The sequence below is a fragment of the Pseudomonas brassicacearum genome (genome assembly GCF_918698105.1).
Classification (GTDB): Bacteria; Pseudomonadota; Gammaproteobacteria; order Pseudomonadales; family Pseudomonadaceae; genus Aquipseudomonas; species Aquipseudomonas brassicacearum_F.
On sequence record NZ_CAKKMI010000104.1, the window covers coordinates 1 to 19,209 of the forward strand.

Below are 19,209 nucleotides of genomic sequence, written 5' to 3' on the forward strand. Positions count from 1 at the left end.
GTGTCAGACACCCTGGTATGGCTGAGCCGACGCCATCGCGAGCAAGCTCGCTCCCACAGGGTTGGCGACAGCCCATCCGAGGGTTGCGAGCGGCCTATTTCTTTTCCGCTCCAGACTCTTGCATCTGCACCGAAGACTTGGTGCCGTCGGTGTTGTCCTTGGTCTCGTTGTCCGAGTTGTCGAAACAGCCGTGCAGGGCAAACAGGCAGCAGGCGAGGCAAAACGTGCGGGCGAAATTCATGATGTATTCCGATGCTGAGGGCTTTAAGAAGAGACCTGCGGGCGTGGTAATGGTTGCGACTGTCATCGTGCCGGACGATGAACGTCGACGGATGTTGGCGATTGAAATGTAAGTAGAATTTTCACCGCTTCGTTGCTGTCACACCAGACAGGTGCATCCCATAAGGAAACACAGCAATGACGTTCGCAAAAATCGCGCAAAAACTGGCCCTCTGGGCGGGGAGCCCCAAGACGTTCCTGGGGGCCATCGTGTTGTTGGCGCTATGGGCCGCCAGCGGACCTTTCTTTGGTTTCAACGACACCTGGCAATTGATCATCAACACTTCGACCACCATCATCACCTTCCTCATGGTGTTCCTGATCCAGAACACGCAGAACCGCGATACAGACATCTTGCATCTCAAGGTCGACGAATTATTGCGGGCGACCAAGGATGCAAAAAATGCAATGCTCGGCCTCGAGTCGCTGGACCTCAAGCAACTGGAAGCGCTGAGAAAGCATTACCAGGCCATGGGTAACGACGAGGCCAAGAGCCTTGATGGCGTGGAGAAAAAGAACAAGATCGACCTGAACCAGTGCTGATGCGTGTGCGCGAGTGGTGGTCAGGCCACTCGCGCATCCTGGCATCAAGGCAACGGGTTGCCTCCCGTCACACCAAACACTTCCCCGGTGATATAACTCGACTCCTGCGATGCCAGCAGCACATAGAGTGGCGCGCATTCAGCCGGTTGGCCCGGGCGCTTCATCGGTACCTGGGAACCAAAGGTAGGAATCTTTTCCCGAGGTTGACCGCCGCTCGGTTGCAGCACGGTCCAGATCGGCCCTGGCGCCACGGCATTGACCCGGATGCCCTTGCCGATGACCTGTCCGGCCAGCGCCTTGGTGAATGCCACGATCGCCGCTTTGGTGGTGGCGTAATCCAGCAGGGTCGCGGACGGGTCGTAGGATTGGATCGATGCGGTATTGATGATGGTCGCCCCTGCCGGCATCAGTGGGACCGCGGCCTTGCAGATCCAGAACATCGCATAGATGTTGGTCTTCATGGTGTCGTCAAACTGCGCCGTGGTGATGTCGGCGATGTCTTTTTGCGCCTCCTGCTTGCCGGCAACGTTCACCAGGATATCCAGCCCATCGAGTTGCTGCTGCGCCATCTTGACCATTTGCACACAGAACGCCTCGTCCTTGAGGTCGCCAGGAATCGCAATGGCCTTGCGGCCCTCGGCTTCGATCAGCTCGATGACTTGCCGGGCGTCGCGTTCTTCGCTGGGTAAATAGTTGATTGCCACATCAGCGCCTTCGCGGGCGTAGGCGATGGCTGCGGCGCGCCCAATCCCTGAGTCACCGCCAGTGACCAGCGCCTTGCGTCCCTCCAGGCGGCCGAAACCTTGGTAACTCTTTTCGCCATGGTCAGGCTGCGGCAGCATGTCCTGATCTATACCTGGAGGGGATTGCGGCTGGTCGGGAAATTCCGGGCGAGGATATTGGGTCAGGGGGTTCTGCATCGCGTATTGGTTGGGTTCTCGGCGTGTGGACATCGAGGTTCTCCTTTTCGGCGGGCAAAATCAGCCGGGGACGCTGGCGCCCCGGTCGTGAATGTAAAACCAGGTGCAGCAGATCAGCGGCTGGCTTGCAGCGCCCTGGCCATTTCGAGATGGGTCTGCAGTTTAGGCAGGGTTTCATCGGCGAAGGCCTTGATCTCCGGCACTTCGGTGGTCTGGGCCTCCTGCTGGATTTGCGCGATGGCCTCCTCGGTGGCCTTGACCTGGGTGGCGGCATACGCAGCCTCGAACGACTCGCCTTCCTTGACCTGCGGCATCAGGGCCTTGGCCTTGTCCGCCACCTCTTCCCGGGGGGCGACAGGCAAGTCGAGCTTCTTGGCGATCTTCGCCAGGTGTTGATTGGCCGTGGTGCGGTCGTTGATCACCATGATGGTGTAGTCCTTGACCTCCCTGGATTCGGCTTTTCCGTGGGCCATGCGACTTGTCTCGATGTCGGCCATGCCTTTGGCTGAGGCATCGTTGATGAATTCGGCAGGCGATTGGGCCCAGGCACTGTTGGCGCCCAGGCCCATCAGCACGACAAGACTGGTGGTGCGAAAAAAGGTGGCCATCCGGCTCATGATCGCGCCCTCCTCTGATGAAAATGCTGGCGGAGTCTCCGCCTCTGAATCAGAACCCTCCCAAATGATCAGGCGAAACGCCTGACCCGTTGCGGCCGGTTCCGGCTTTCGCCGGTTAGCTGTCGACAGCCGCGAGGGTGGTTCTCCCACTTCTGCGACCCGCTCCAGACACCTTCGTTCGATTTAGGGTGATGTTTCCGGCGAGCGGGCCTCACCTGGCATTTGAAACGAGCAAAGCCCGAAAGGTTAAAAAAAACGTCCAGCACCACGACGAACGGTGGCGCGCGATCAGATGCCGAACGCTCTGTGGTTCTGGCGTTTGGCCGCATACATCGCCGCGTCGGCGTGGCGGAACAGAGCAACATCTTCAGTGCCATGATCGGGGAAACAGGCCACACCGATGCTCGTTTCGATGCTTAGGCAGTGCCCGTCCAGACGCAGCGGCTGGGCCAGTGCATGGCGGATTTTTTCCCGCACACCCAAGGCATCGTCCAAAGCCTGGATGCTGTGCAGCAGGACCACGAACTCGTCCCCGCCAATACGCGCCACGGTGTCAGTGTCGCGTATACATCCCTTGAGACGCTTGGCCACCGTTTGTAACAGCATGTCGCCAACCCCATGGCCATAGGTGTCGTTGACCTGCTTGAAACGGTCCAGGTCGATGTACAACAAGGCCATGCGTCCGGACGCAGCACGGGCGCTCGCCAAGGCGTACTTGAACCGTTCACGGAGTAATTCGCGGTTGGGCACCTGGGTCAACTGATCGTATTGAGCCATATGCTGCAACCGGGCATGCAACTGCTTGCGCTCGATGGCGACGGTGATCTGGACGCAGACGTATTGCAGCAGCTCCTTGTCCTGCTCGGTGTAGCGCACGTTGTTCGGCGCACTCTTGACGATCAACGCGCCAATCGTGCCGCTCTGCGAGTTCAGCGGCACGCCCAGCCAACACGGCGCGTCTGGGTGCGCCACAAGGTCGTCGAACCCTGGCGGCAAGTAACTGCCACCGGGCGTCAGCAGGATAGGCTGGCCACTGCGAATCACCTCGGCGCACAAACGCCCGGTGACCGTGCCCGGCAACTCGGGTTGCCCTTCCCGGTCGTCGACGTGATAAGGGAAGTTAAGCTGCGAACATTGTTCGTCATACAGTGCCACCGAGAAATTCAGCGCCGGCAGCCACTCGCCAATAATCAGGTGGATGCGCTTGAACAAGGCCATCAGGTCCGCCGCGGCATGAGCCGCCTCGGAAATCGCATACAACGCCGCCTGCCGGGACTCGGCCTGCTTGCGTTCGGTGATGTCCCGGGCCACGGCAATGCGCAGTTGGTCCACCGGCGACCAGCGCGCCGACCACAGGATGTGCACCACCCGACCGTCCTTGCGCAGGTAACGGTTCTCGAAATTGAGCTTGGGCTCGCCCTCCATGATCTCCCGCGCCGCCTCAAGGGTCCGCTGGCGGTCGGCAGGATGCACCAGATCGATCATCGGCTGGCCGATCAGCTCCTGCGGGGTGTAGCCAAAAATCTGTTCGCAGGCAGCACTGACAAACACGAAACGCCCTTGGCCGTCGACGGCACACACGGCATCCAGCAGAAGGTCGATGTAGCTGGCCAGCGGCGCGGAACTTCGAGTGTCCATGGGGCTGGAGGTCATCCGGATAGTGCAGCGGTGAGCGAAGCGGGTGATGGTCAGTTCGTGACGCGAGCCCGACGCGCGCCTCCGTATCGATGAGGATAGCGCAGGCGATCAACTGTAGGGAATACACCCTCCAATTAGGTAGGTGCAGCCACTCGATTCACCGCAACCCTGTCACTTTGTAAAAAACACCATGCCGGCATACGGTGCCTGCCGACAGGCCTTCAACCGGGACGCCAGATCGCCCACATGGACTTCAAGCTTGTGGGCATCCGGGTCGAGAAAGTAGAACGAATCACCCTCGCTGCGGTTGTCTCGCCATGATGACACCTGGGCCGCGTTCAGCCGCGCCACCAGCACTGGGAAATCCTCGGCATCGATGCTGAAAGCGTAATGGGTGTAGTCCGCTGCCGGCTCGGGCCTGCGCAACGGGTCGAAAGCCAGGCACAACCACAAACCCGGCAGCGACAAATAGGCTCCGCTGTCCCACTTGGCTTCGAGACGCAGCTGCAATAGCTCGCCATAAAAAGCCACACTGCGATCCAGGTCGGTGACGGCAAGGGTCAGGTGATTGAGGCCTGTGAGCATCAGTAAGCAACCTTCAGAAAAGAGTGTTAACCCAGCGGGGTTGGGGCGAACCCAAGGTACTTCCAAGCTCCCACATCGCCAATGGATTCCCCGTCCAAGGCCCTAGGCAAAGTCCTACGCAGAACTCTCCAGTGACACTCAAACACGCCGGAAACAGCCGATTCAAAGCCCTGCACAACAATCTGTAAAGTCTGGAAACACACCGCTATCGAAACACACCCACGGACCGCACCACTCACCAAGGAATGTAATCGCACCATGAACCAGACTGCTCAAGCGCCCCATTACTTCACCCATTACCGCAAGGTTATTTCCCTCGCGGACCAGGACTGGCAGGGCACTGAAACCGGAAAAATCTCAGGGCTGAACGTCGAGGTCAAGTCACCCAATGTCCTGGTCGATCAATACGGTCGGACGCTTCATCACTTCTGTACCACGTCCTACCTGGGCCTGGACTATCACCCCGCGTTGCTGGACGGCGCCATGACCGCCCTGTGGGAAACCGGCACCCTGCGGGTCGCCAATTCAAGGAATCGCTGCAAGCTGGCGATCCTGGACCAGTACGAAACCCAATTATCGGAGCTGTTTGGCGCCAGTTGCCTCAGTGCCCTGTCGTGCAGTGCGGCCAGCGCCGGCATCCTGCCGCTGCTGGCCAGCGGCGCGTTCACCAACCAGTGTGCGCCGGTCATGGTGTTCGACAAATACGCCCATTACTCGATGAACCACAGCAAGGCCGCCTGCGCCGATGAAACCCAGGTCGTCACCTGCCCGCACAACGACATGGATTTCATCGAAGACCTGTGCAAGCGCCAGCGCTGCGTGGCGTATGTGGCCGACAGCGCCTACAGCACGGGCGGATTGGCGGACCTGGACAGCCTGATGTATCTCAAGCAGCGCTATGGCCTGTTTCTCTATCTGGACGACTCCCACGCATTGTCTGCGGTCGGGGAGTCCGGCGCCGGCCTGGTCCGTTCGCGCGTCCCGGCCGTGGATGAACGCACCCTGATCGTTGCTTCATTGGCCAAGTCATTCGGTGCCAGTGGCGGGCTGGTCATGTTTGGCAGTGAACGGCACAAGGCGCTGGTGCAGCGTTACGGTGGGCCGAGCAATTGGTCCCAGAGCCTGAACGCAGCGGCCATCGGCGCCGGCATGGCGTCGATCCGCCTGCACCGCAGTCGAGAATTCAGCGCCTTGCAGGAGCGTTTGCAAGCTAATATCCGCTTCTTCGACAGCCTCGTGCGCACTGAACAGCATGGCAATCCCATGGCGATCCGCATGGTGCCCTGCGGTGAGGCGGCCCTGGCCAACCGCCTGGCCGTCGAACTGGCCGAACTGGGGTATTTCACTTCAGCGGTGTTTTTCCCCGTGGTGCCGCAAGGCAAGGCCGCCATTCGCATTACCCTGCGCGCCGACATGGAGCCGAACGTGATTCGCTCGTTTTGCGAAAAGATCATCGAACTGCTGCTGCCCCACGGACGTGACATTCGCCCTTGAGACAGGACGCTTGATGAAGAACCGTACAACCCTGATCGTCACCTGCACCACGGTTTTCCTGGCCCAACTGGGCATGAGCATCTACTTGCCGGCCCTGCCCGATATCGCCCGGGACCTGGGCGCCGATGCGTCCCGGGTTTCCTGGGGTTTGTCGGTGTACCTGATCGGCATGGCGCTGCCCATGTTGCTCTGGGGCAGCCTGGGCCAGCGGCTGGGGCGCAAACCGGTCTTGCTGGCAGCCTTGGGGTTGTACGGTTTGGGCAACCTGGCGCTGCCGCTGGGCACAACCGTGGAGGCGTTCCTGACGCTCAGGTTGATCCAGGGCATCGGCGCCAGCGGTATCTCGGTGATGGCGCGGGTCTTGATTCGCGACAGTTTCAGCGGCGACCTGTTGGCCAAGGCGCTGTCCTGGATATCGATCGCCTTTGTGATTGCCCTCGGTATCGGCCAGTACCTGGGCTCGCTGATCCAGGCCGCTTTTGGCTGGGAGGCGATTTTCCATGGCTTGGGTGCCCTCAGCCTGGCCATGGCAGCGGCGGTGTCCCGGGCCAGGTTCCCGGTGCTGGCGCAAGCCGGCAACGGGCAATCGGCGTGGGGTATCTACGGGCACATCCTGCGCCAACGCGCGTTCCTGCTGCCGGCCTTGGCCGGTGGGCTGGGTTACGGCGTGATCGTCGCCTTCAATACCGCCGCGCCGCTGATCCTACAGCAGAGCTTCCACTGGTCGCCCATTGAATACGGCCTGCTGGGCTGGCCGGTGAGTGCGGCGTATTTGCTTGGGGCGCTGGTGGTGAATGCTTTTGTACTGCGTACCGGTCAACGGCGAATGATGGGCTGGGGCATCGCCCTGGTGCTGGGCGGGAGCATGAGCATGCTGGCAGGCAGCCTCACCCTGAGCAGCATCGCGCTGCTCTTCTGGCTGCCGTATTGTTTCGCGGTGTTTGGCCAGTCGTTGATCTACCCCATCAGCCTGTCCCTGGCCAACGAAGGCTCACCGGTGGCCGGCGCTTATGCCATGGCGTTGAGCGGATTCCTGCACCAACTGATGGCCTCGGTGATTGGTGCCATGGCCAGCCTGTTGTTGAGCCAACAGGCCTGGCCGCTGGCGCTGTTGTGCGCACTGTTGGGGGCGGCAGCGATGCTCTGTGTGAAGTTCGTGCCACCCCGGGTCGCGTAGGCTTTGTACGAAAAAGTGCCTGCGCGACTTTTCATACAAAGCCTAGAATGCGCTGCGGAAAATCTCTTCGATCTGCCGCTGGTCCGCCGGCCGTGGGTTGGTCAGGCCACAGGCGTCTTTCAAGGCGTTGGCGGCCAGCACCGTTACGTCGTTGAGGCGCATGCCCAGCTCACGCAAACCGCTCGGAATGTCCACGTCATGGGCCAGTTTGCGGATCGCTGCAATCGCGTCCCGGGCCCCTTCGTCCGGGCTCAAGCCGCGCGTATCGACGCCCATGGCATGGGCCACGTCGGTCAGGCGAACAGCGCACACCGAAGCGTTGAAGCTCTGCACATGAGGCAACAGCACCGCGTTGCACACACCGTGAGGCAGGTCGTAGAAGCCACCCAATTGATGCGCCATCGCGTGCACGAAACCTAACGATGCATTGTTGAACGCCATTCCCGCGAGAAACTGCGCGTAGGCCATGTTCTCCCGCGCGGTCAGGTCATTACCGTCACGCACGGCCAGGCGCAGGTTGTTGCTGATCAGGGTGATGGCCTTCAGGGCGCAAGCATCGGTGATGGGGTTGGCGGCGGTGGAGACATAAGCCTCGATCGCGTGGGTCAGCGCATCCATGCCGGTGGCGGCCGTCAGGCCCTTGGGCATCGCTACCATCAGCGCCGGGTCGTTCACCGACATCAATGGGGTCACGTTGCGATCGACAATCGCCATTTTCACGTGGCGTGTCTCGTCGGTGATGATGCAAAAACGGGTCATTTCGCTGGCAGTGCCCGCCGTGGTGTTGATGGCGATCAGCGGCAACTGCGGCTTGCTCGAACGGTCGACGCCCTCATAGTCACGAATCTGCCCGCCGTTAGTGGCGCACAGCGCGATGCCCTTGGCGCAATCGTGGGGCGAACCGCCGCCCAGCGACACGACGAAATCACACTGGCTCTCTTTCAGCAGCCCCAGCCCGAGCTCGACATTGGCGATGCTTGGGTTGGGCTTGGCACCGTCGAAAATCACAGAATCGATGTCCTGCAGCGCCAGTTGCTCGGCCACCATGTTGGCGACGCCGGCCTTGGCCAGCCCCGCGTCGGTGACGATCAGGGCTTTGCGAAAGCCGTAGTTGCGAATAGCGGTCATCGCTTCATCGAGGCAGCCCAGCCCCATGATGTTCACGGCGGGAATAAAAAAAGTGCTGCTCATGGGGTCACGCTCCTGGTTGAGGCCGAATCGGCAGGGCCTACAGAATGACCGACTAGTCATGATGCATCTTGATCTGGCTCAAGACTGGGTCGTGATAAAGTCGCGCCCTGCCTTTGCCACGTTTTGAGATGATCCTTGCGATGACCGATTTCCAGGAATACGACACCCGGCTCGAAGACTGGGAAACCGTGCGCGCCGACACCGCCTTCAGCGGCCTGTTGGTGGGCAATGGGGCTAGCCGCGCGGTGTGGGATGATTTCGGCTATGACTCGCTGTTCGAAAATGCCCGCACCGTCGAGGAAAAACCCCTGAGCCCGTCGGAGCTGAGCGTGTTCGACGCGATGCAGACGCGCAGTTTCGAGCAGGTGCTCGCTGCGCTGAAAACCACCAGTCGGGTCAACAAGGCCCTGGCCGTCAGCTCCGCCGCGCCGCGCAATCGCTATTACGCGATCAAGGAAGCGCTGATCAACACCGTGCATGCGGTGCACATCCCATGGCGCCTGGTGCAACCGGCGACCCTGGCGACGCTCAACCAGGAGCTGGGCCGCTACCGCACGGTGTTCACCACCAACTACGACTTGCTCAATTACTGGGCAATCCAGCACGCGCCCGAGAGCATCAGCGACCTGTTCTTCGGCGATGACCACAGTTTCGATCTGAGCCGGGCGACCACGGACAAACCGCGCCTGCTGTACCTGCACGGCGGCCTGCACCTGGTGCGCAACCAGGACGGCACGGCGCGCAAGCTCACGTCTACCGAAGGTACTTTGTTGGGCAGTTTCGCCATCAACAACACGATCAAGACCCTCGACGACGTGCCGTTGTTCGTCAATGAAGGCCCGAGCCAGGACAAGCTCAAGACCATTCGCAGCAGCGACTACCTGTCGTTCTGCTACGACCAGTTGCTGCAGCACGGCGACAACCTGTGCCTGTTCGGCCATGCCCTGGGCGAGCAGGACAGCCACATCGTGCGAGCCCTGCGCCTGGCCGCACCGAAAACCATGGCGATTTCGATCTATCCCCGTAGCCAGGCGTTCATCCAGCATCAGAAGCGGCATTACGCCAAGGTGTTCCAGGGGCTGGAGGTGCAATTGCGCTTCTTCGATGCCAAGAGCCATCCGCTGGGCGATCCGAAGTTGTCGGTGCCGGTGGAGGTTTAGCCTCGGACTACCTGACCTGGAAACTCAATGCCAGGTCAGCGCATGACTGTGGCGAGGGAGCTTGCTCCCGCTCGGCTGCGCAGCAGTCGTCATTTTGTGAGCCTGCTGCCTGGCCTTGGAACCGATGGGGACCGCTTCGCGGTCCAGCGGGAGCAAGCTCCCTCGCCACAAAAGCCTACTCGTTACAGCAGGCTCGCTCCCATAGGGATGGGTTCAGAGCGCAGCCGCGGTCTTGTCCTTGATGATCGTTGTCGGTCCGTTGGCTTTCACACTGGCGATGCCTTTGTCCCGGGCCGCGTCCGATGAATACGCTTCACTGCTGCCAATCACTTCATGGTTGGCCGCCTTGAGGTTGAAGTACGGATGGCCATCCCTGGTGTTCTTGAGTTCATAGCGCTCGGCCAACGGACTGTTTTTCTGCACCGAAGCAATGCCACCGTCGACACCGCTGCGGCTGGTGTACTGCTCACTGGTCAAGATTGTCTCGGCGTTGGCCGCCTTGAGTACAAACCGAAACTGGCCGCTGCTGCTTTTGCTGATTTCGTACCATCCGGACATGATTTTTCTCCTGGCAATGAAGATATGCCCCGAGAGTAAAGACCCGCTGCGCTTGCCCTGCCAGTCTGGTGCGCAGCGTTATTACAAAGTGATGGCCGTGCCCAGCAGCGTCAGGAACCCCGCCAGCCAGTTCGGGTGCGCAGGCCAGGCCGGTGCGGTGGCGAGATTGCCTTGGACATGGCCTTGGGTCACGGGAATGTCGATATAGGTCCCACCCGCCAGCCGGACTTCCGGAGCACACGCCGGGTAGGCGCTGCATTCACGCCCTTCGAGAATACCCGCCGCCGCCAGCAATTGCGCACCGTGGCACACCGCGGCAATCGGCTTGCCCGCCAGATCGAAATCGCGCACCAGTTGCAGGACGGTTTCATTCAGGCGCAGGTATTCCGGCGCTCGCCCACCCGGCACCAGCAGCGCGTCGTAGTCGGCGGCCTGGACGCTGGCGAAGTCATGGTTGAGGGCAAACAAGTGCCCCGGTTTTTCACTGTAGGTCTGGTCGCCTTCGAAATCGTGGATCGCCGTGCGCACCGTCTGCCCGGCGGTTTTGTCCGGGCAGACGGCGTGCACGGTGTGGCCGACCATCTGCAGGGCCTGGAACGGCACCATGACTTCATAATCTTCGACGTAATCGCCGACCAGCATGAGGATTTTCTTGGCGGCCATGGGAAGGGCTCCTTTGGGGATGCGTGGGTGGTTAACGCATTAAAGGTAGACCGCTACGTCGGTAGATGAGGGATAAGCGCTGATTACCTGACGGGCTGCACCTCAGCCCCTTGTGGGAGCGAGTCCTGTCGGAGCAAAGCTTGCTCCCACAGGTTCGGTATAGCTGCTTGCTTCAGGCGAGGTATCCATCCGCCCGCAGCAGCGTTTCAAGGCAATGCTCGGTGACGTGGTAGAAGGCCTTGAGTTCCTGGATCTTGGCCAGCAGCTCGGTGGGGTTCGCAGGCTCGGCGCGCTTGACGGCCAGGATCATCTTGTTCTTGTTGGTGTGGTCCAGGGAGATGAACTCGAAGACCTTGGTCTCGTAGCCGCAAGCTTCCAGGAACAGCGCCCGCAAGCTGTCGGTGACCATTTCCGCCTGCTGGCCCAGGTGCAGGCCGTATTGCAGCATCGGCTTGAGCAAGGCCGGGCTCTGGATCTGCAAGCGGATCTGCTTGTGGCAGCACGGCGAGCACATGATGATCGAGGCGCCCGAGCGAATGCCCATGTGGATCGCGTAGTCGGTGGCGATATCGCAGGCGTGCAAGGCGATCATCACATCCACCGCGCTCGGCGCCACGCTGCGCACGTCACCGTGCTGGAAGCTCAGGCCCGGGTGTTCCAGCCGCGCGGCGGCTTCGTTGCACAGCTTGACCATGTCTTCGCGCAGCTCGACACCGGTCACCACGCCTTCGGCCTGCAAGGTGTTGCACAGGTAATCGTGGATGGCGAACGTCAGGTAGCCTTTGCCCGAGCCGAAATCCGAGACCCGCACCGGTTTGTCCAGGGCCAGCGGCGAAGACGTCAGCGCATGGCTGAAGACCTCGATGAACTTGTTGATCTGCTTCCATTTGCGCGACATCGCCGGAATCAGCTCGTGCTTGTGGTTGGTCACGCCCAGGTCGGCCAGGAATGGCCGGCTCAGGTCGAGGAAGCGATTTTTCTCACGGTTGTGCTCGGCAGACGGCACTTCCCGCAATTGCTGGGGTTTGCTCTTGAACAGCGAGCTCTTGCCCTTCTTGCTGTACTCCAGCTGCGCCTCGTCGGTGACCGCCAGCAAATGCGCGTTCTTGAACGATGCCGGCAACAGCGCAGCAATGGTTTGTACCCCTTCGGCCAGCGGGAAATTCTTGGTGATGTCGCGGGTCTTGTAGCGGTAGACGAAGGACAGGCACGGCTGGTCCTTGACCGTCAGCTGCTTGATGATCAGCCGCTGGAGGTCCGCTTCTTCACCCACATACTTGGCCAACACCAATTTGATGAAGCCGTTCTGCTCGAGGCTGGTGCGCAGCAGCTCGATGAACTGGGCGTGGTGATCCGGCGCGGGACGGACGGGCGTTGCGGTGGCAGACATGAAAAACGGCCTCGGGACGGGGCGAATCGGGAATGGCGGTATTTTAGGGGGGATGGGGAGTAAGGGCACGGGGAATTTCCCCAATGGTAGGAAATCCAGGCCGCCACTTTTCATGAGAGACCCGGCTTTTACGGCTCAAGGCTTTTTGTGGCTCAATGGGTTTTCGTGGCGAGGGAGCTTGCTCCCGCTCGGCTGCGAAGCAGTCGTCGATTTGCGAGCCCGTTGCCCGACCTTGAAACCGATGGGGACCGCTTCGCGGTCCAGCGGGAGCAAGCTCCCTCGCCACAAAGGCACTCTCGCCACGATAACCCCCAGAAATCAGCTTAAAACCACCAACCGATTAGGCAGTTCATTACGCTCGTGGGTCACCGGCACGTGCTCCTTGAGCAATTCACCGCAAGCTTCGATGCAGGTCACGAAACCCTGCAAGGTCTGTCCCTGGCGAACCTGCTGGGTGAACGTTGCGACGATGGCATCCCAGCATGTGTTGTCCAGGCGCTTGGAAATGCCTTCATCGACCAGGATTTCCACGTACCGCTCGGCCTCGCAGACAAAGATCAGCATCCCCGTGCTGCCCACGGTGTGGTGCAGGTTCTGTTCGAGGAATTGCCGGCGCGCCAGGTTGGAGGCCCGCCAGTGACGCACGGATCGGGGGATCAGGTGCGTGGTGATCCTGGGGATGCGAAACACCAGGCACAGCACAATGAAACTGACCCATTGCACCAGCAACAGGCTGTGCATCGTCAGCCAGCCGGAGAGGTAATGGACCACGCCGGGCACCACCAGGGCCAGCAGGCTGGCCCACAACAGCGGGATATAGGCGTAGTCGTCGGCGCGGGCGGCCAGCACCGTGACCAGCTCGGCGTCGGTATGCCGCTCGACCCGGGCGATGGCCTCGGCGACCTTGCGTTGTTCGTGTTCAGTCAGTAATGCCATGTTAAGAGTGCCTGCTCATTATTATTGTCACCAGCCGCCCGACGAACCGCCGCCCCCGAAACTGCCACCGCCACCGCTGAAGCCCCCTCCGCCTCCGCCGCCGAAGCCTCCACCGGAGCCGCCCGAACGGCTGGAGCCACCGCTTCCCGTCGGCAGGATACCGAGCATCTGGCCGACCAATATCGTCAAAATAACCAGTATCACCAGGAAGACGAACAGCCCGGGATGGCGCTCGACGAAATCACTCGGCTCTTGCTGCCCGTCCGCACTGTATGCCGGCGCCGGCTCGTCCAACGGGCTGCCGCCCAGCACCACCAGCATCGCCGCGACACCGTCGCTGATGCCCTTGTTGAAGTTGCCGGTCTTGAAGGCCGGGGTGATCACCTGGTTGATGATCACCGAGCTCTGCGCATCGGTCAGGCGATCCTCCAGGCCGTAGCCCACTTCGATGCGCAGTTTACGGTCATCCCGGGCGACGATCAGCAGCGCGCCGTTGTTTTTATCCTTCTGCCCGATGCCCCAGTGGCGCCCCAGTTGATAGCCGAAGTCTTCGATGCTGCTGCCTTGCAGGTCCGCCACGGTCACGACGACCACTTGTTCACCGGTCGCTTGCTCATGGGCCTTGAGCTGCGTCTCCAATTGCGCGCGCACCGAAGGGTCGAGCATCTGGGCAGCGTCCACCACTCGTCCGGTCAGCGCCGGAAACTTCAACTCGGCCTGGGCCGTGATGGCAAACACCCAGAGCAACAGCACCAGGCCAAATTTCAACACGCGCATTGGAACTCCTATGTGGGAGCAAGCGGGTGTGGGAGCTGAGCTTGCTCCCACAAGCTCGCTCCCACAGTTTTTATCAGAACTTCACTTCGGGGGCTTTTTCGGCATTGGGGCTGGTGGCCTCGAAGGTTTCGCGGATCGGCAGGTCGCTGTACAGCACGCTGTGCCACAGGCGTCCCGGGAACGTGCGGATCTCGGTGTTGTACTTCTGCACCGCCAGGATGAAGTCGCGGCGGGCCACGGCGATGCGGTTCTCGGTGCCTTCGAGCTGCGATTGCAGCGCCAGGAAATTCTGGTTGGCCTTGAGGTCCGGATAACGCTCGACCACCACCATCAGCCGGCTCAACGCGCCGCTCAACTGGTCCTGGGCCTGCTGGAACTGCTTGAGTTTTTCCGGGTTGTCCAGGGTGCTGGCGTCGACCTGGATCGACGTCGCCTTGGCCCGCGCTTCAATCACTGCGGTCAGGGTTTCCTGCTCGTGCTGGGCGTAGCCCTTGACGGTTTCCACCAGGTTGGGAATCAGGTCGGCGCGGCGCTGATACTGGTTCTGCACCTGGCCCCAGGCGGCCTTGGCCTGTTCGTCCAGGGTCGGGATGTTATTGATGCCGCAACCGGCCAGCAACGTGGTGAGCAGCATCAGGGCCAGCATGGGCAAGCTGCGAAGGTGGTTCAGTCGTGGATTCATCGGGTGGAGCTCTCCGTTGCATGACATTGGAAAAACACGGCCACCTATCTCACCGGCGCCTGGGGCATAATCTGCCGCCGCACTGGATTGAAACGGGTCGATGGGCTAAAAGATGCGCAGTGCGAAACTAAGTTCAGCCCAGTGGGTTCGAAAGTGTGCTGCATTTAACTGAACAACAATAGCCGCTCCTCACATTTTGGCTGACCGGCGTGTCCTCATTACCGCCCTTTAGGCTTGCGAGAAAATTATTCATGAAGAAGCTGTGTTTGCTGGGTCTGTTTGTCAGTCTGGCCAGTCACTCCGTATTTGCCGACAACCTGCCAGCCCCCATAGAGAACAAGGACGCCTTCATCAGCAACCTGATGAAGCAGATGACCCTCGAAGAGAAGATCGGCCAATTGCGCCTGATCAGCATCGGCCCGGAAATGCCCCGGGAGATGATTCGCAAGGAAATCGCCGCCGGCAACATCGGTGGCACGTTCAACTCCATCACGCGCGATGAAAACCGTCCGATGCAGGACGCGGCCATGCGCAGCCGGTTGAAGATCCCGATGTTCTTCGCCTATGACGTGATCCACGGCCACCGCACGATTTTCCCGATCCCCCTGGCCCTGGCCTCGAGCTGGGACATGGACGCGATCTACCACTCCGGCCGCATCGCGGCCAAGGAAGCGGCCGCCGACAGCCTGGACATCACCTTCGCGCCGATGGTCGACATCTCCCGTGACCCGCGCTGGGGCCGCACCTCCGAAGGTTTCGGCGAGGACACCTACCTGGTGTCGCGCATCGCCGGGGTGATGGTCAAGGCGTTCCAGGGCAACGGCGCCAACGCCGCCGACAGCATCATGGCCAGCGTCAAGCACTTCGCCCTGTACGGCGCGGTGGAAGGCGGCCGGGACTACAACACCGTGGACATGAGTCCGCTGAAAATGTACCAGGACTACCTGCCCCCCTACCGCGCCGCCATCGACGCGGGTGCCGGTGGGGTGATGGTCGCGCTGAACTCCATCAACGGCGTGCCGGCCACGGCCAACACCTGGCTGATGAACGACCTGCTGCGCAAGGAATGGGGCTTCAAAGGCCTGGCGGTCAGTGACCACGGCGCCATTTTCGAACTGATCAAGCACGGCGTCGCCAAGGACGGTCGCGAAGCGGCGAAACTGGCGATCAAGGCCGGCATCGACATGAGCATGAACGACTCGCTCTATGGCAAGGAACTGCCGGGGTTGCTCAAGGCCGGTGAAATCGAGCAGAGCGACATCGACAACGCCGTGCGTGAAGTGCTTGCGGCCAAATACGACATGGGCCTGTTCAAGGACCCGTACCTGCGCATCGGCAAGGCCGAGGACGACCCGGCCGACACCTACGCCGAAAGCCGCATGCACCGCGCCGACGCCCGTGACGTGGCGCGCCGCAGCCTGGTCCTGCTGGAAAATCGCAACCAGACCCTGCCCCTGAAGAAGACGGCGAAGATCGCCCTGGTCGGCCCGCTGGCCAAGGCACCGATCGACATGATGGGCAGTTGGGCCGCGGCCGGACGGCCGGCGCAATCGGTCACCCTGTTCGACGGCATGACCCGCGCCCTGGGCGCTGACTCGAAGCTGATCTACGCCCGTGGCGCCAACATCACCGGCGACAAGAAGGTGCTCGACTACCTCAACTTCCTCAACTTCGATGCCCCGGAAGTGGTGGACGACCCGCGCCCGGCCCAGGAGCTGATCGACGAAGCGGTAACAGCCGCCAAGGATGCCGATGTGGTGGTGGCCGCCGTGGGTGAGTCCCGTGGCATGTCCCATGAATCGTCGAGCCGTACCGACCTGAACATCCCGGCCAGCCAGCGCGAGCTGATCAAGGCCCTGAAGGCTACCGGCAAACCGCTGGTGCTGGTGCTGATGAATGGCCGTCCGCTGGCGTTGCTGGATGAGAAGCAGCAGGCCGATGCGATCCTGGAAACCTGGTTCAGCGGCACCGAAGGCGGCAACGCCATCGCCGACGTGCTGTTCGGCGACTACAACCCGTCGGGCAAGCTGCCGATCACTTTCCCACGCTCGGTGGGGCAGATTCCGACCTACTACAACCACCTGAGCATCGGCCGGCCATTCACCCCGGGCAAGCCGGGCAACTACACCTCGCAGTACTTCGATGACACCACCGGCCCGCTCTATCCGTTCGGCTACGGCTTGAGCTACACCGAGTTCAGCCTGTCGGACATGGCCCTGTCGTCGACCACGCTGAACAAGACCGGCAAGCTCGATGCCAGCGTGACATTGGAAAACACCGGCAAGCGTGACGGCGAAACCGTGGTGCAGCTGTACATCCAGGACGTGACCGGCTCGATCATTCGCCCGGTGAAGGAACTGAAGAACTTCCGCAAGGTGATGCTCAAGGCCGGCGAGAAGAAAGTCATCCACTTCACCATCACCGAGGACGACCTGAAGTTCTTCAATGCCCAGCTCAAGTACGCGGCGGAACCGGGCAAATTCAACGTGCAGATTGGCCTGGATTCCCAGGACGTGAAGCAGCAGAGTTTTGAGTTGCTCTGATCCCCAGGCAACACAAGCCCCATGTGGGAGCGAGCTTGCTCGCGATAGCGGCTTATCATTCAACTCAGATGTTGAATATCAGACCGCCATCGCGAGCAAGCTCGCTCCCACAGTTGTATCTGGGTGTTCGGGCTAGCCGCGTCGATCCAGCAAGTTCACCACCAACCGATCCACCCACCCCCACACCCGCTGCTTGACCCGTTTCCACAACGGTCGACGCTGCCAGGCGTCGAGGCTGACTTGCAGGCTCTGGGTGAAGTCCCGCTCGAAACTGGCCGCCACGGCACTGCTGAGCCTGGAATCCAGGGCTTCGAGGTTGGCCTCCAGGTTGAAACGCAGGTTCCAGTGATCGAAATTGCAGGAGCCGATGCTGACCCAGTCGTCCACCAGCACCATCTTCAGGTGCAGGAAACACGGCTGGTATTCGAAGATTTTCACGCCGGCCTTGAGCAGTCGCGGGTAGTAACGGTGCCCGGCGTAGCGCACGGACGGGTGATCGGTGCGCGGGCCGGTCAGCAGCAGGCGCACGTCGATGCCGCGGGCGGCGGCCTTGCGCAAGGAACGGCGCACGTTCCAGGTCGGCAAAAAATACGGCGTCGCCATCCAGATGCGTTTCTGGCCGCTGTTCAATGCCCGCGACAGCGATTGCAGGATGTCGCGATGCTGGCGGGCGTCGGCATACGCCACTCGGCCCATGCCCTCGCCCACTGGCGGTACGCGCGGCAGGCGTGGCAAGCCGAAGTTGGACGCCGGTTTCCAGGCTCGCCGATGGCGGTTGGCGAGCCACTGGCGGTCGAACAGCAACTGCCAGTCGAGCACCAGCGGGCCGACGATTTCCACCATCACTTCGTGCCACTCACTGCGGTCGTCGAGGGGGTTCCAGAATTCATCGGTCACCCCGGTGCCGCCGACCACGGCCAGGCGTTGGTCCACCAACAGCAGCTTGCGGTGATCCCGGTAGAGGTTGCGCACCCAGCGGCGCCAGCTCAGGCGATTGTAGAAACGCAGCTCCACCCCGGCCTCGGTCAGACGCTTGCGCAGGGCCAGGGTAAACGCCAGGCTGCCGTAGTCATCGAACAGGCACCGCACGCGAACGCCACGCTCGGCGGCCTGCACCAGCGCCTGGACCATCGCCTCGGCGCAAGTACCCGCCTCTACCAGGTAGAGTTCCAGTTCGACCTGTTCCTGGGCACGGGCGATTTCCACCAGCATGCGTGGGAAGAATTGCGGGCCATCGATCAACAGCTCGAAGCGATTGCCTTCACGCCACGGAAATACCGGGCCGCTCATGTCAGCGCGCCGTGAAAATCAGCACCGCATTCACCGGCACCGAGAGGCTGATGGCCGATAACCCGGCCAGGTTGCGCAGCTTTTCCAGCCCCGGCGCCAGATCGAAATCCGCCGCGTTGAGCACCACCGGCTCCAGGGTCACCACTTGGAAACGGCGCTCATCCAGGCGCGTGGCCAGCAGTTCGACAGGGTATTCATGCTGCTTGCCATGCAGGTTCACCGTCAGCGGCAGGCGCAGTTCCAACTGCGCGCCGTTGGCCAGGTCCTGGATCGGCGCCAGGTCGATCTTGGCGGTGACAGTGGCTTCGGCAAATTGCTTGATCTCGAACAGCTCGGCGCGCATGCGCTCATCGCGCAGCGGTATGCCGCTGTTGATGGATTCCAGCTCCACTTCCAGGCGCGCCAAGCCCTCGGGCTGGACTTGACCGTGCAGCACCAGGAACCGCTGGACCTCGGAGACATTGCCGTTTTTGCTGCTGATAAACGACAGCCGCGACGACTCGCCGTCCAGGTACCAGTCGGCCTGGGCTGGCAGCGCGACGCAGGCCAGCAGCAAGCTGGCGGCAGCGTGAGGGAAAAACCGCTTGAACATACACACTCGGAGGGTAGATAAACCTGTGGCGAACCTTAACCGGGCCGAGGGCGCTTGCAAACTGTCTGTTTCAATAACTGCCAGGAACACACAGAACCTGTGGTCAAGGGACTCATTTGTGGGAGCAAGGCTTGCCCGCGATGGCATTCTCGGAATCGCCATCGCGGGCAAGCC

General features: G+C 61.3%; 19 protein-coding genes. 5 read left to right on the forward strand and 14 right to left on the reverse strand.

What is annotated here, in order from left to right:
- Positions 1 to 94: 94 nt before the first annotated feature.
- The gene (locus LQ215_RS26880; protein ID WP_230153339.1) at positions 95 to 241 is read right to left on the reverse strand and encodes a hypothetical protein; all 147 of its coding nucleotides are present in this window, start codon (positions 239 to 241) and stop codon (positions 95 to 97) included.
- A 176-nt stretch (positions 242 to 417) separates the two neighbouring features.
- Here LQ215_RS26880 and LQ215_RS26885 point away from each other — a divergent pair, with 176 nt between their 5' ends.
- Positions 418 to 822, forward strand: coding sequence for a low affinity iron permease family protein (locus LQ215_RS26885; protein ID WP_230153340.1), 405 nt, complete (start codon positions 418 to 420; stop codon positions 820 to 822).
- Positions 823 to 866: 44 nt separating this feature from the next.
- Here LQ215_RS26885 and LQ215_RS26890 read toward each other — a convergent pair whose 3' ends face one another.
- The 4 genes from LQ215_RS26890 to fos all read right to left on the reverse strand — a co-directional run bounded on the left by LQ215_RS26890 (position 867) and on the right by fos (position 4,582).
- Positions 867 to 1,775 (reverse strand): SDR family oxidoreductase, encoded by a 909-nt coding sequence (locus tag LQ215_RS26890; protein WP_207965300.1) that lies wholly within the window; start codon positions 1,773 to 1,775, stop codon positions 867 to 869.
- An 80-nt stretch (positions 1,776 to 1,855) separates the two neighbouring features.
- The gene (locus LQ215_RS26895) at positions 1,856 to 2,359 is read right to left on the reverse strand and encodes a DUF4142 domain-containing protein (RefSeq protein WP_230153341.1); all 504 of its coding nucleotides are present in this window, start codon (positions 2,357 to 2,359) and stop codon (positions 1,856 to 1,858) included.
- Positions 2,360 to 2,647: 288 nt separating this feature from the next.
- Positions 2,648 to 3,997, reverse strand: coding sequence for a sensor domain-containing protein (locus LQ215_RS26900; protein ID WP_230153342.1), 1,350 nt, complete (start codon positions 3,995 to 3,997; stop codon positions 2,648 to 2,650).
- A 171-nt stretch (positions 3,998 to 4,168) separates the two neighbouring features.
- Entirely contained in the window at positions 4,169 to 4,582 is a 414-nt protein-coding gene (fos, locus tag LQ215_RS26905; protein ID WP_230153343.1) for a fosfomycin resistance glutathione transferase, read from the reverse strand.
- 258 nt (positions 4,583 to 4,840) lie between these two features.
- On the opposite strand from fos, the gene LQ215_RS26910 reads away from it, so the two are divergent.
- Together LQ215_RS26910 and LQ215_RS26915 are read left to right on the forward strand one after the other, a co-directional pair.
- On the forward strand, positions 4,841 to 6,076 hold the full coding sequence (locus LQ215_RS26910) for an aminotransferase class I/II-fold pyridoxal phosphate-dependent enzyme (protein ID WP_230153344.1): 1,236 nt from the start codon (positions 4,841 to 4,843) through the stop codon (positions 6,074 to 6,076).
- 13 nt (positions 6,077 to 6,089) lie between these two features.
- Complete coding sequence (locus LQ215_RS26915; protein ID WP_230153345.1) at positions 6,090 to 7,253, forward strand: MFS transporter; 1,164 nt, start codon at positions 6,090 to 6,092, stop codon at positions 7,251 to 7,253.
- A 42-nt stretch (positions 7,254 to 7,295) separates the two neighbouring features.
- Here LQ215_RS26915 and yiaY read toward each other — a convergent pair whose 3' ends face one another.
- On the reverse strand, positions 7,296 to 8,444 hold the full coding sequence (yiaY, locus tag LQ215_RS26920) for an L-threonine dehydrogenase (RefSeq protein ID WP_230153346.1): 1,149 nt from the start codon (positions 8,442 to 8,444) through the stop codon (positions 7,296 to 7,298).
- A 140-nt stretch (positions 8,445 to 8,584) separates the two neighbouring features.
- Here yiaY and LQ215_RS26925 point away from each other — a divergent pair, with 140 nt between their 5' ends.
- On the forward strand, positions 8,585 to 9,604 hold the full coding sequence (locus tag LQ215_RS26925; RefSeq protein WP_230153347.1) for a DUF4917 family protein: 1,020 nt from the start codon (positions 8,585 to 8,587) through the stop codon (positions 9,602 to 9,604).
- 213 nt (positions 9,605 to 9,817) lie between these two features.
- Here LQ215_RS26925 and LQ215_RS26930 read toward each other — a convergent pair whose 3' ends face one another.
- The 6 genes from LQ215_RS26930 to LQ215_RS26955 all read right to left on the reverse strand — a co-directional run bounded on the left by LQ215_RS26930 (position 9,818) and on the right by LQ215_RS26955 (position 14,610).
- Positions 9,818 to 10,162, reverse strand: a complete 345-nt coding sequence (locus LQ215_RS26930) for a YegP family protein (RefSeq protein WP_230153348.1) — start codon at positions 10,160 to 10,162, stop codon at positions 9,818 to 9,820.
- Positions 10,163 to 10,243: 81 nt separating this feature from the next.
- On the reverse strand, positions 10,244 to 10,825 hold the full coding sequence (locus LQ215_RS26935) for a DJ-1/PfpI family protein (RefSeq protein WP_230153349.1): 582 nt from the start codon (positions 10,823 to 10,825) through the stop codon (positions 10,244 to 10,246).
- Positions 10,826 to 10,997: 172 nt separating this feature from the next.
- Positions 10,998 to 12,215 (reverse strand): class I SAM-dependent methyltransferase, encoded by a 1,218-nt coding sequence (locus LQ215_RS26940; RefSeq protein ID WP_230153350.1) that lies wholly within the window; start codon positions 12,213 to 12,215, stop codon positions 10,998 to 11,000.
- A 318-nt stretch (positions 12,216 to 12,533) separates the two neighbouring features.
- Positions 12,534 to 13,151 carry a TPM domain-containing protein gene (locus tag LQ215_RS26945; RefSeq protein WP_230153351.1) on the reverse strand — a complete coding sequence of 206 codons (618 nt, stop codon included), beginning with the start codon at positions 13,149 to 13,151 and terminating at the stop codon, positions 12,534 to 12,536.
- A 27-nt stretch (positions 13,152 to 13,178) separates the two neighbouring features.
- Positions 13,179 to 13,928 (reverse strand): TPM domain-containing protein, encoded by a 750-nt coding sequence (locus tag LQ215_RS26950; RefSeq protein WP_230153352.1) that lies wholly within the window; start codon positions 13,926 to 13,928, stop codon positions 13,179 to 13,181.
- 73 nt (positions 13,929 to 14,001) lie between these two features.
- Positions 14,002 to 14,610 carry a LemA family protein gene (locus LQ215_RS26955; protein ID WP_230153353.1) on the reverse strand — a complete coding sequence of 203 codons (609 nt, stop codon included), beginning with the start codon at positions 14,608 to 14,610 and terminating at the stop codon, positions 14,002 to 14,004.
- A 251-nt stretch (positions 14,611 to 14,861) separates the two neighbouring features.
- Between LQ215_RS26955 and bglX the strand changes: the two genes are divergently transcribed.
- Positions 14,862 to 17,153, forward strand: coding sequence for a beta-glucosidase BglX (gene bglX, locus LQ215_RS26960; protein WP_230153354.1), 2,292 nt, complete (start codon positions 14,862 to 14,864; stop codon positions 17,151 to 17,153).
- Positions 17,154 to 17,285: 132 nt separating this feature from the next.
- On the opposite strand, the gene LQ215_RS26965 is transcribed toward bglX, so the two are convergent.
- The gene (locus LQ215_RS26965) at positions 17,286 to 18,443 is read right to left on the reverse strand and encodes a phospholipase D-like domain-containing protein (RefSeq protein WP_230153355.1); all 1,158 of its coding nucleotides are present in this window, start codon (positions 18,441 to 18,443) and stop codon (positions 17,286 to 17,288) included.
- Between the two features lies 1 nt (position 18,444).
- Positions 18,445 to 19,035 (reverse strand): YceI family protein, encoded by a 591-nt coding sequence (locus LQ215_RS26970; RefSeq protein ID WP_230153356.1) that lies wholly within the window; start codon positions 19,033 to 19,035, stop codon positions 18,445 to 18,447.
- Positions 19,036 to 19,209: the final 174 nt, after the last annotated feature.

What these genes read in the sequence shown, in the direction of transcription:
- LQ215_RS26950 (WP_230153352.1), bottom strand. Translation starts at nt 13,928, where the DNA reads ATGCGCGTGTTGAAATTTGGCCTGGTGCTGTTGCTCTGGGTGTTTGCC.
- LQ215_RS26910 (WP_230153344.1), top strand. Translation starts at nt 4,841, where the DNA reads ATGAACCAGACTGCTCAAGCGCCCCATTACTTCACCCATTACCGCAAG.
- fos (WP_230153343.1), bottom strand. Translation starts at nt 4,582, where the DNA reads ATGCTCACAGGCCTCAATCACCTGACCCTTGCCGTCACCGACCTGGAT.
- LQ215_RS26880 (WP_230153339.1), bottom strand. Translation starts at nt 241, where the DNA reads ATGAATTTCGCCCGCACGTTTTGCCTCGCCTGCTGCCTGTTTGCCCTG.
- LQ215_RS26955 (WP_230153353.1), bottom strand. Translation starts at nt 14,610, where the DNA reads ATGAATCCACGACTGAACCACCTTCGCAGCTTGCCCATGCTGGCCCTG.
- LQ215_RS26895 (WP_230153341.1), bottom strand. Translation starts at nt 2,359, where the DNA reads ATGAGCCGGATGGCCACCTTTTTTCGCACCACCAGTCTTGTCGTGCTG.
- LQ215_RS26930 (WP_230153348.1), bottom strand. Translation starts at nt 10,162, where the DNA reads ATGTCCGGATGGTACGAAATCAGCAAAAGCAGCAGCGGCCAGTTTCGG.
- yiaY (WP_230153346.1), bottom strand. Translation starts at nt 8,444, where the DNA reads ATGAGCAGCACTTTTTTTATTCCCGCCGTGAACATCATGGGGCTGGGC.
- LQ215_RS26945 (WP_230153351.1), bottom strand. Translation starts at nt 13,151, where the DNA reads ATGGCATTACTGACTGAACACGAACAACGCAAGGTCGCCGAGGCCATC.
- LQ215_RS26970 (WP_230153356.1), bottom strand. Translation starts at nt 19,035, where the DNA reads ATGTTCAAGCGGTTTTTCCCTCACGCTGCCGCCAGCTTGCTGCTGGCC.
- LQ215_RS26915 (WP_230153345.1), top strand. Translation starts at nt 6,090, where the DNA reads ATGAAGAACCGTACAACCCTGATCGTCACCTGCACCACGGTTTTCCTG.
- LQ215_RS26885 (WP_230153340.1), top strand. Translation starts at nt 418, where the DNA reads ATGACGTTCGCAAAAATCGCGCAAAAACTGGCCCTCTGGGCGGGGAGC.
- LQ215_RS26925 (WP_230153347.1), top strand. Translation starts at nt 8,585, where the DNA reads ATGACCGATTTCCAGGAATACGACACCCGGCTCGAAGACTGGGAAACC.
- LQ215_RS26935 (WP_230153349.1), bottom strand. Translation starts at nt 10,825, where the DNA reads ATGGCCGCCAAGAAAATCCTCATGCTGGTCGGCGATTACGTCGAAGAT.
- bglX (WP_230153354.1), top strand. Translation starts at nt 14,862, where the DNA reads ATGAAGAAGCTGTGTTTGCTGGGTCTGTTTGTCAGTCTGGCCAGTCAC.
- LQ215_RS26900 (WP_230153342.1), bottom strand. Translation starts at nt 3,997, where the DNA reads ATGGACACTCGAAGTTCCGCGCCGCTGGCCAGCTACATCGACCTTCTG.
- LQ215_RS26940 (WP_230153350.1), bottom strand. Translation starts at nt 12,215, where the DNA reads ATGTCTGCCACCGCAACGCCCGTCCGTCCCGCGCCGGATCACCACGCC.
- LQ215_RS26890 (WP_207965300.1), bottom strand. Translation starts at nt 1,775, where the DNA reads ATGTCCACACGCCGAGAACCCAACCAATACGCGATGCAGAACCCCCTG.
- LQ215_RS26965 (WP_230153355.1), bottom strand. Translation starts at nt 18,443, where the DNA reads ATGAGCGGCCCGGTATTTCCGTGGCGTGAAGGCAATCGCTTCGAGCTG.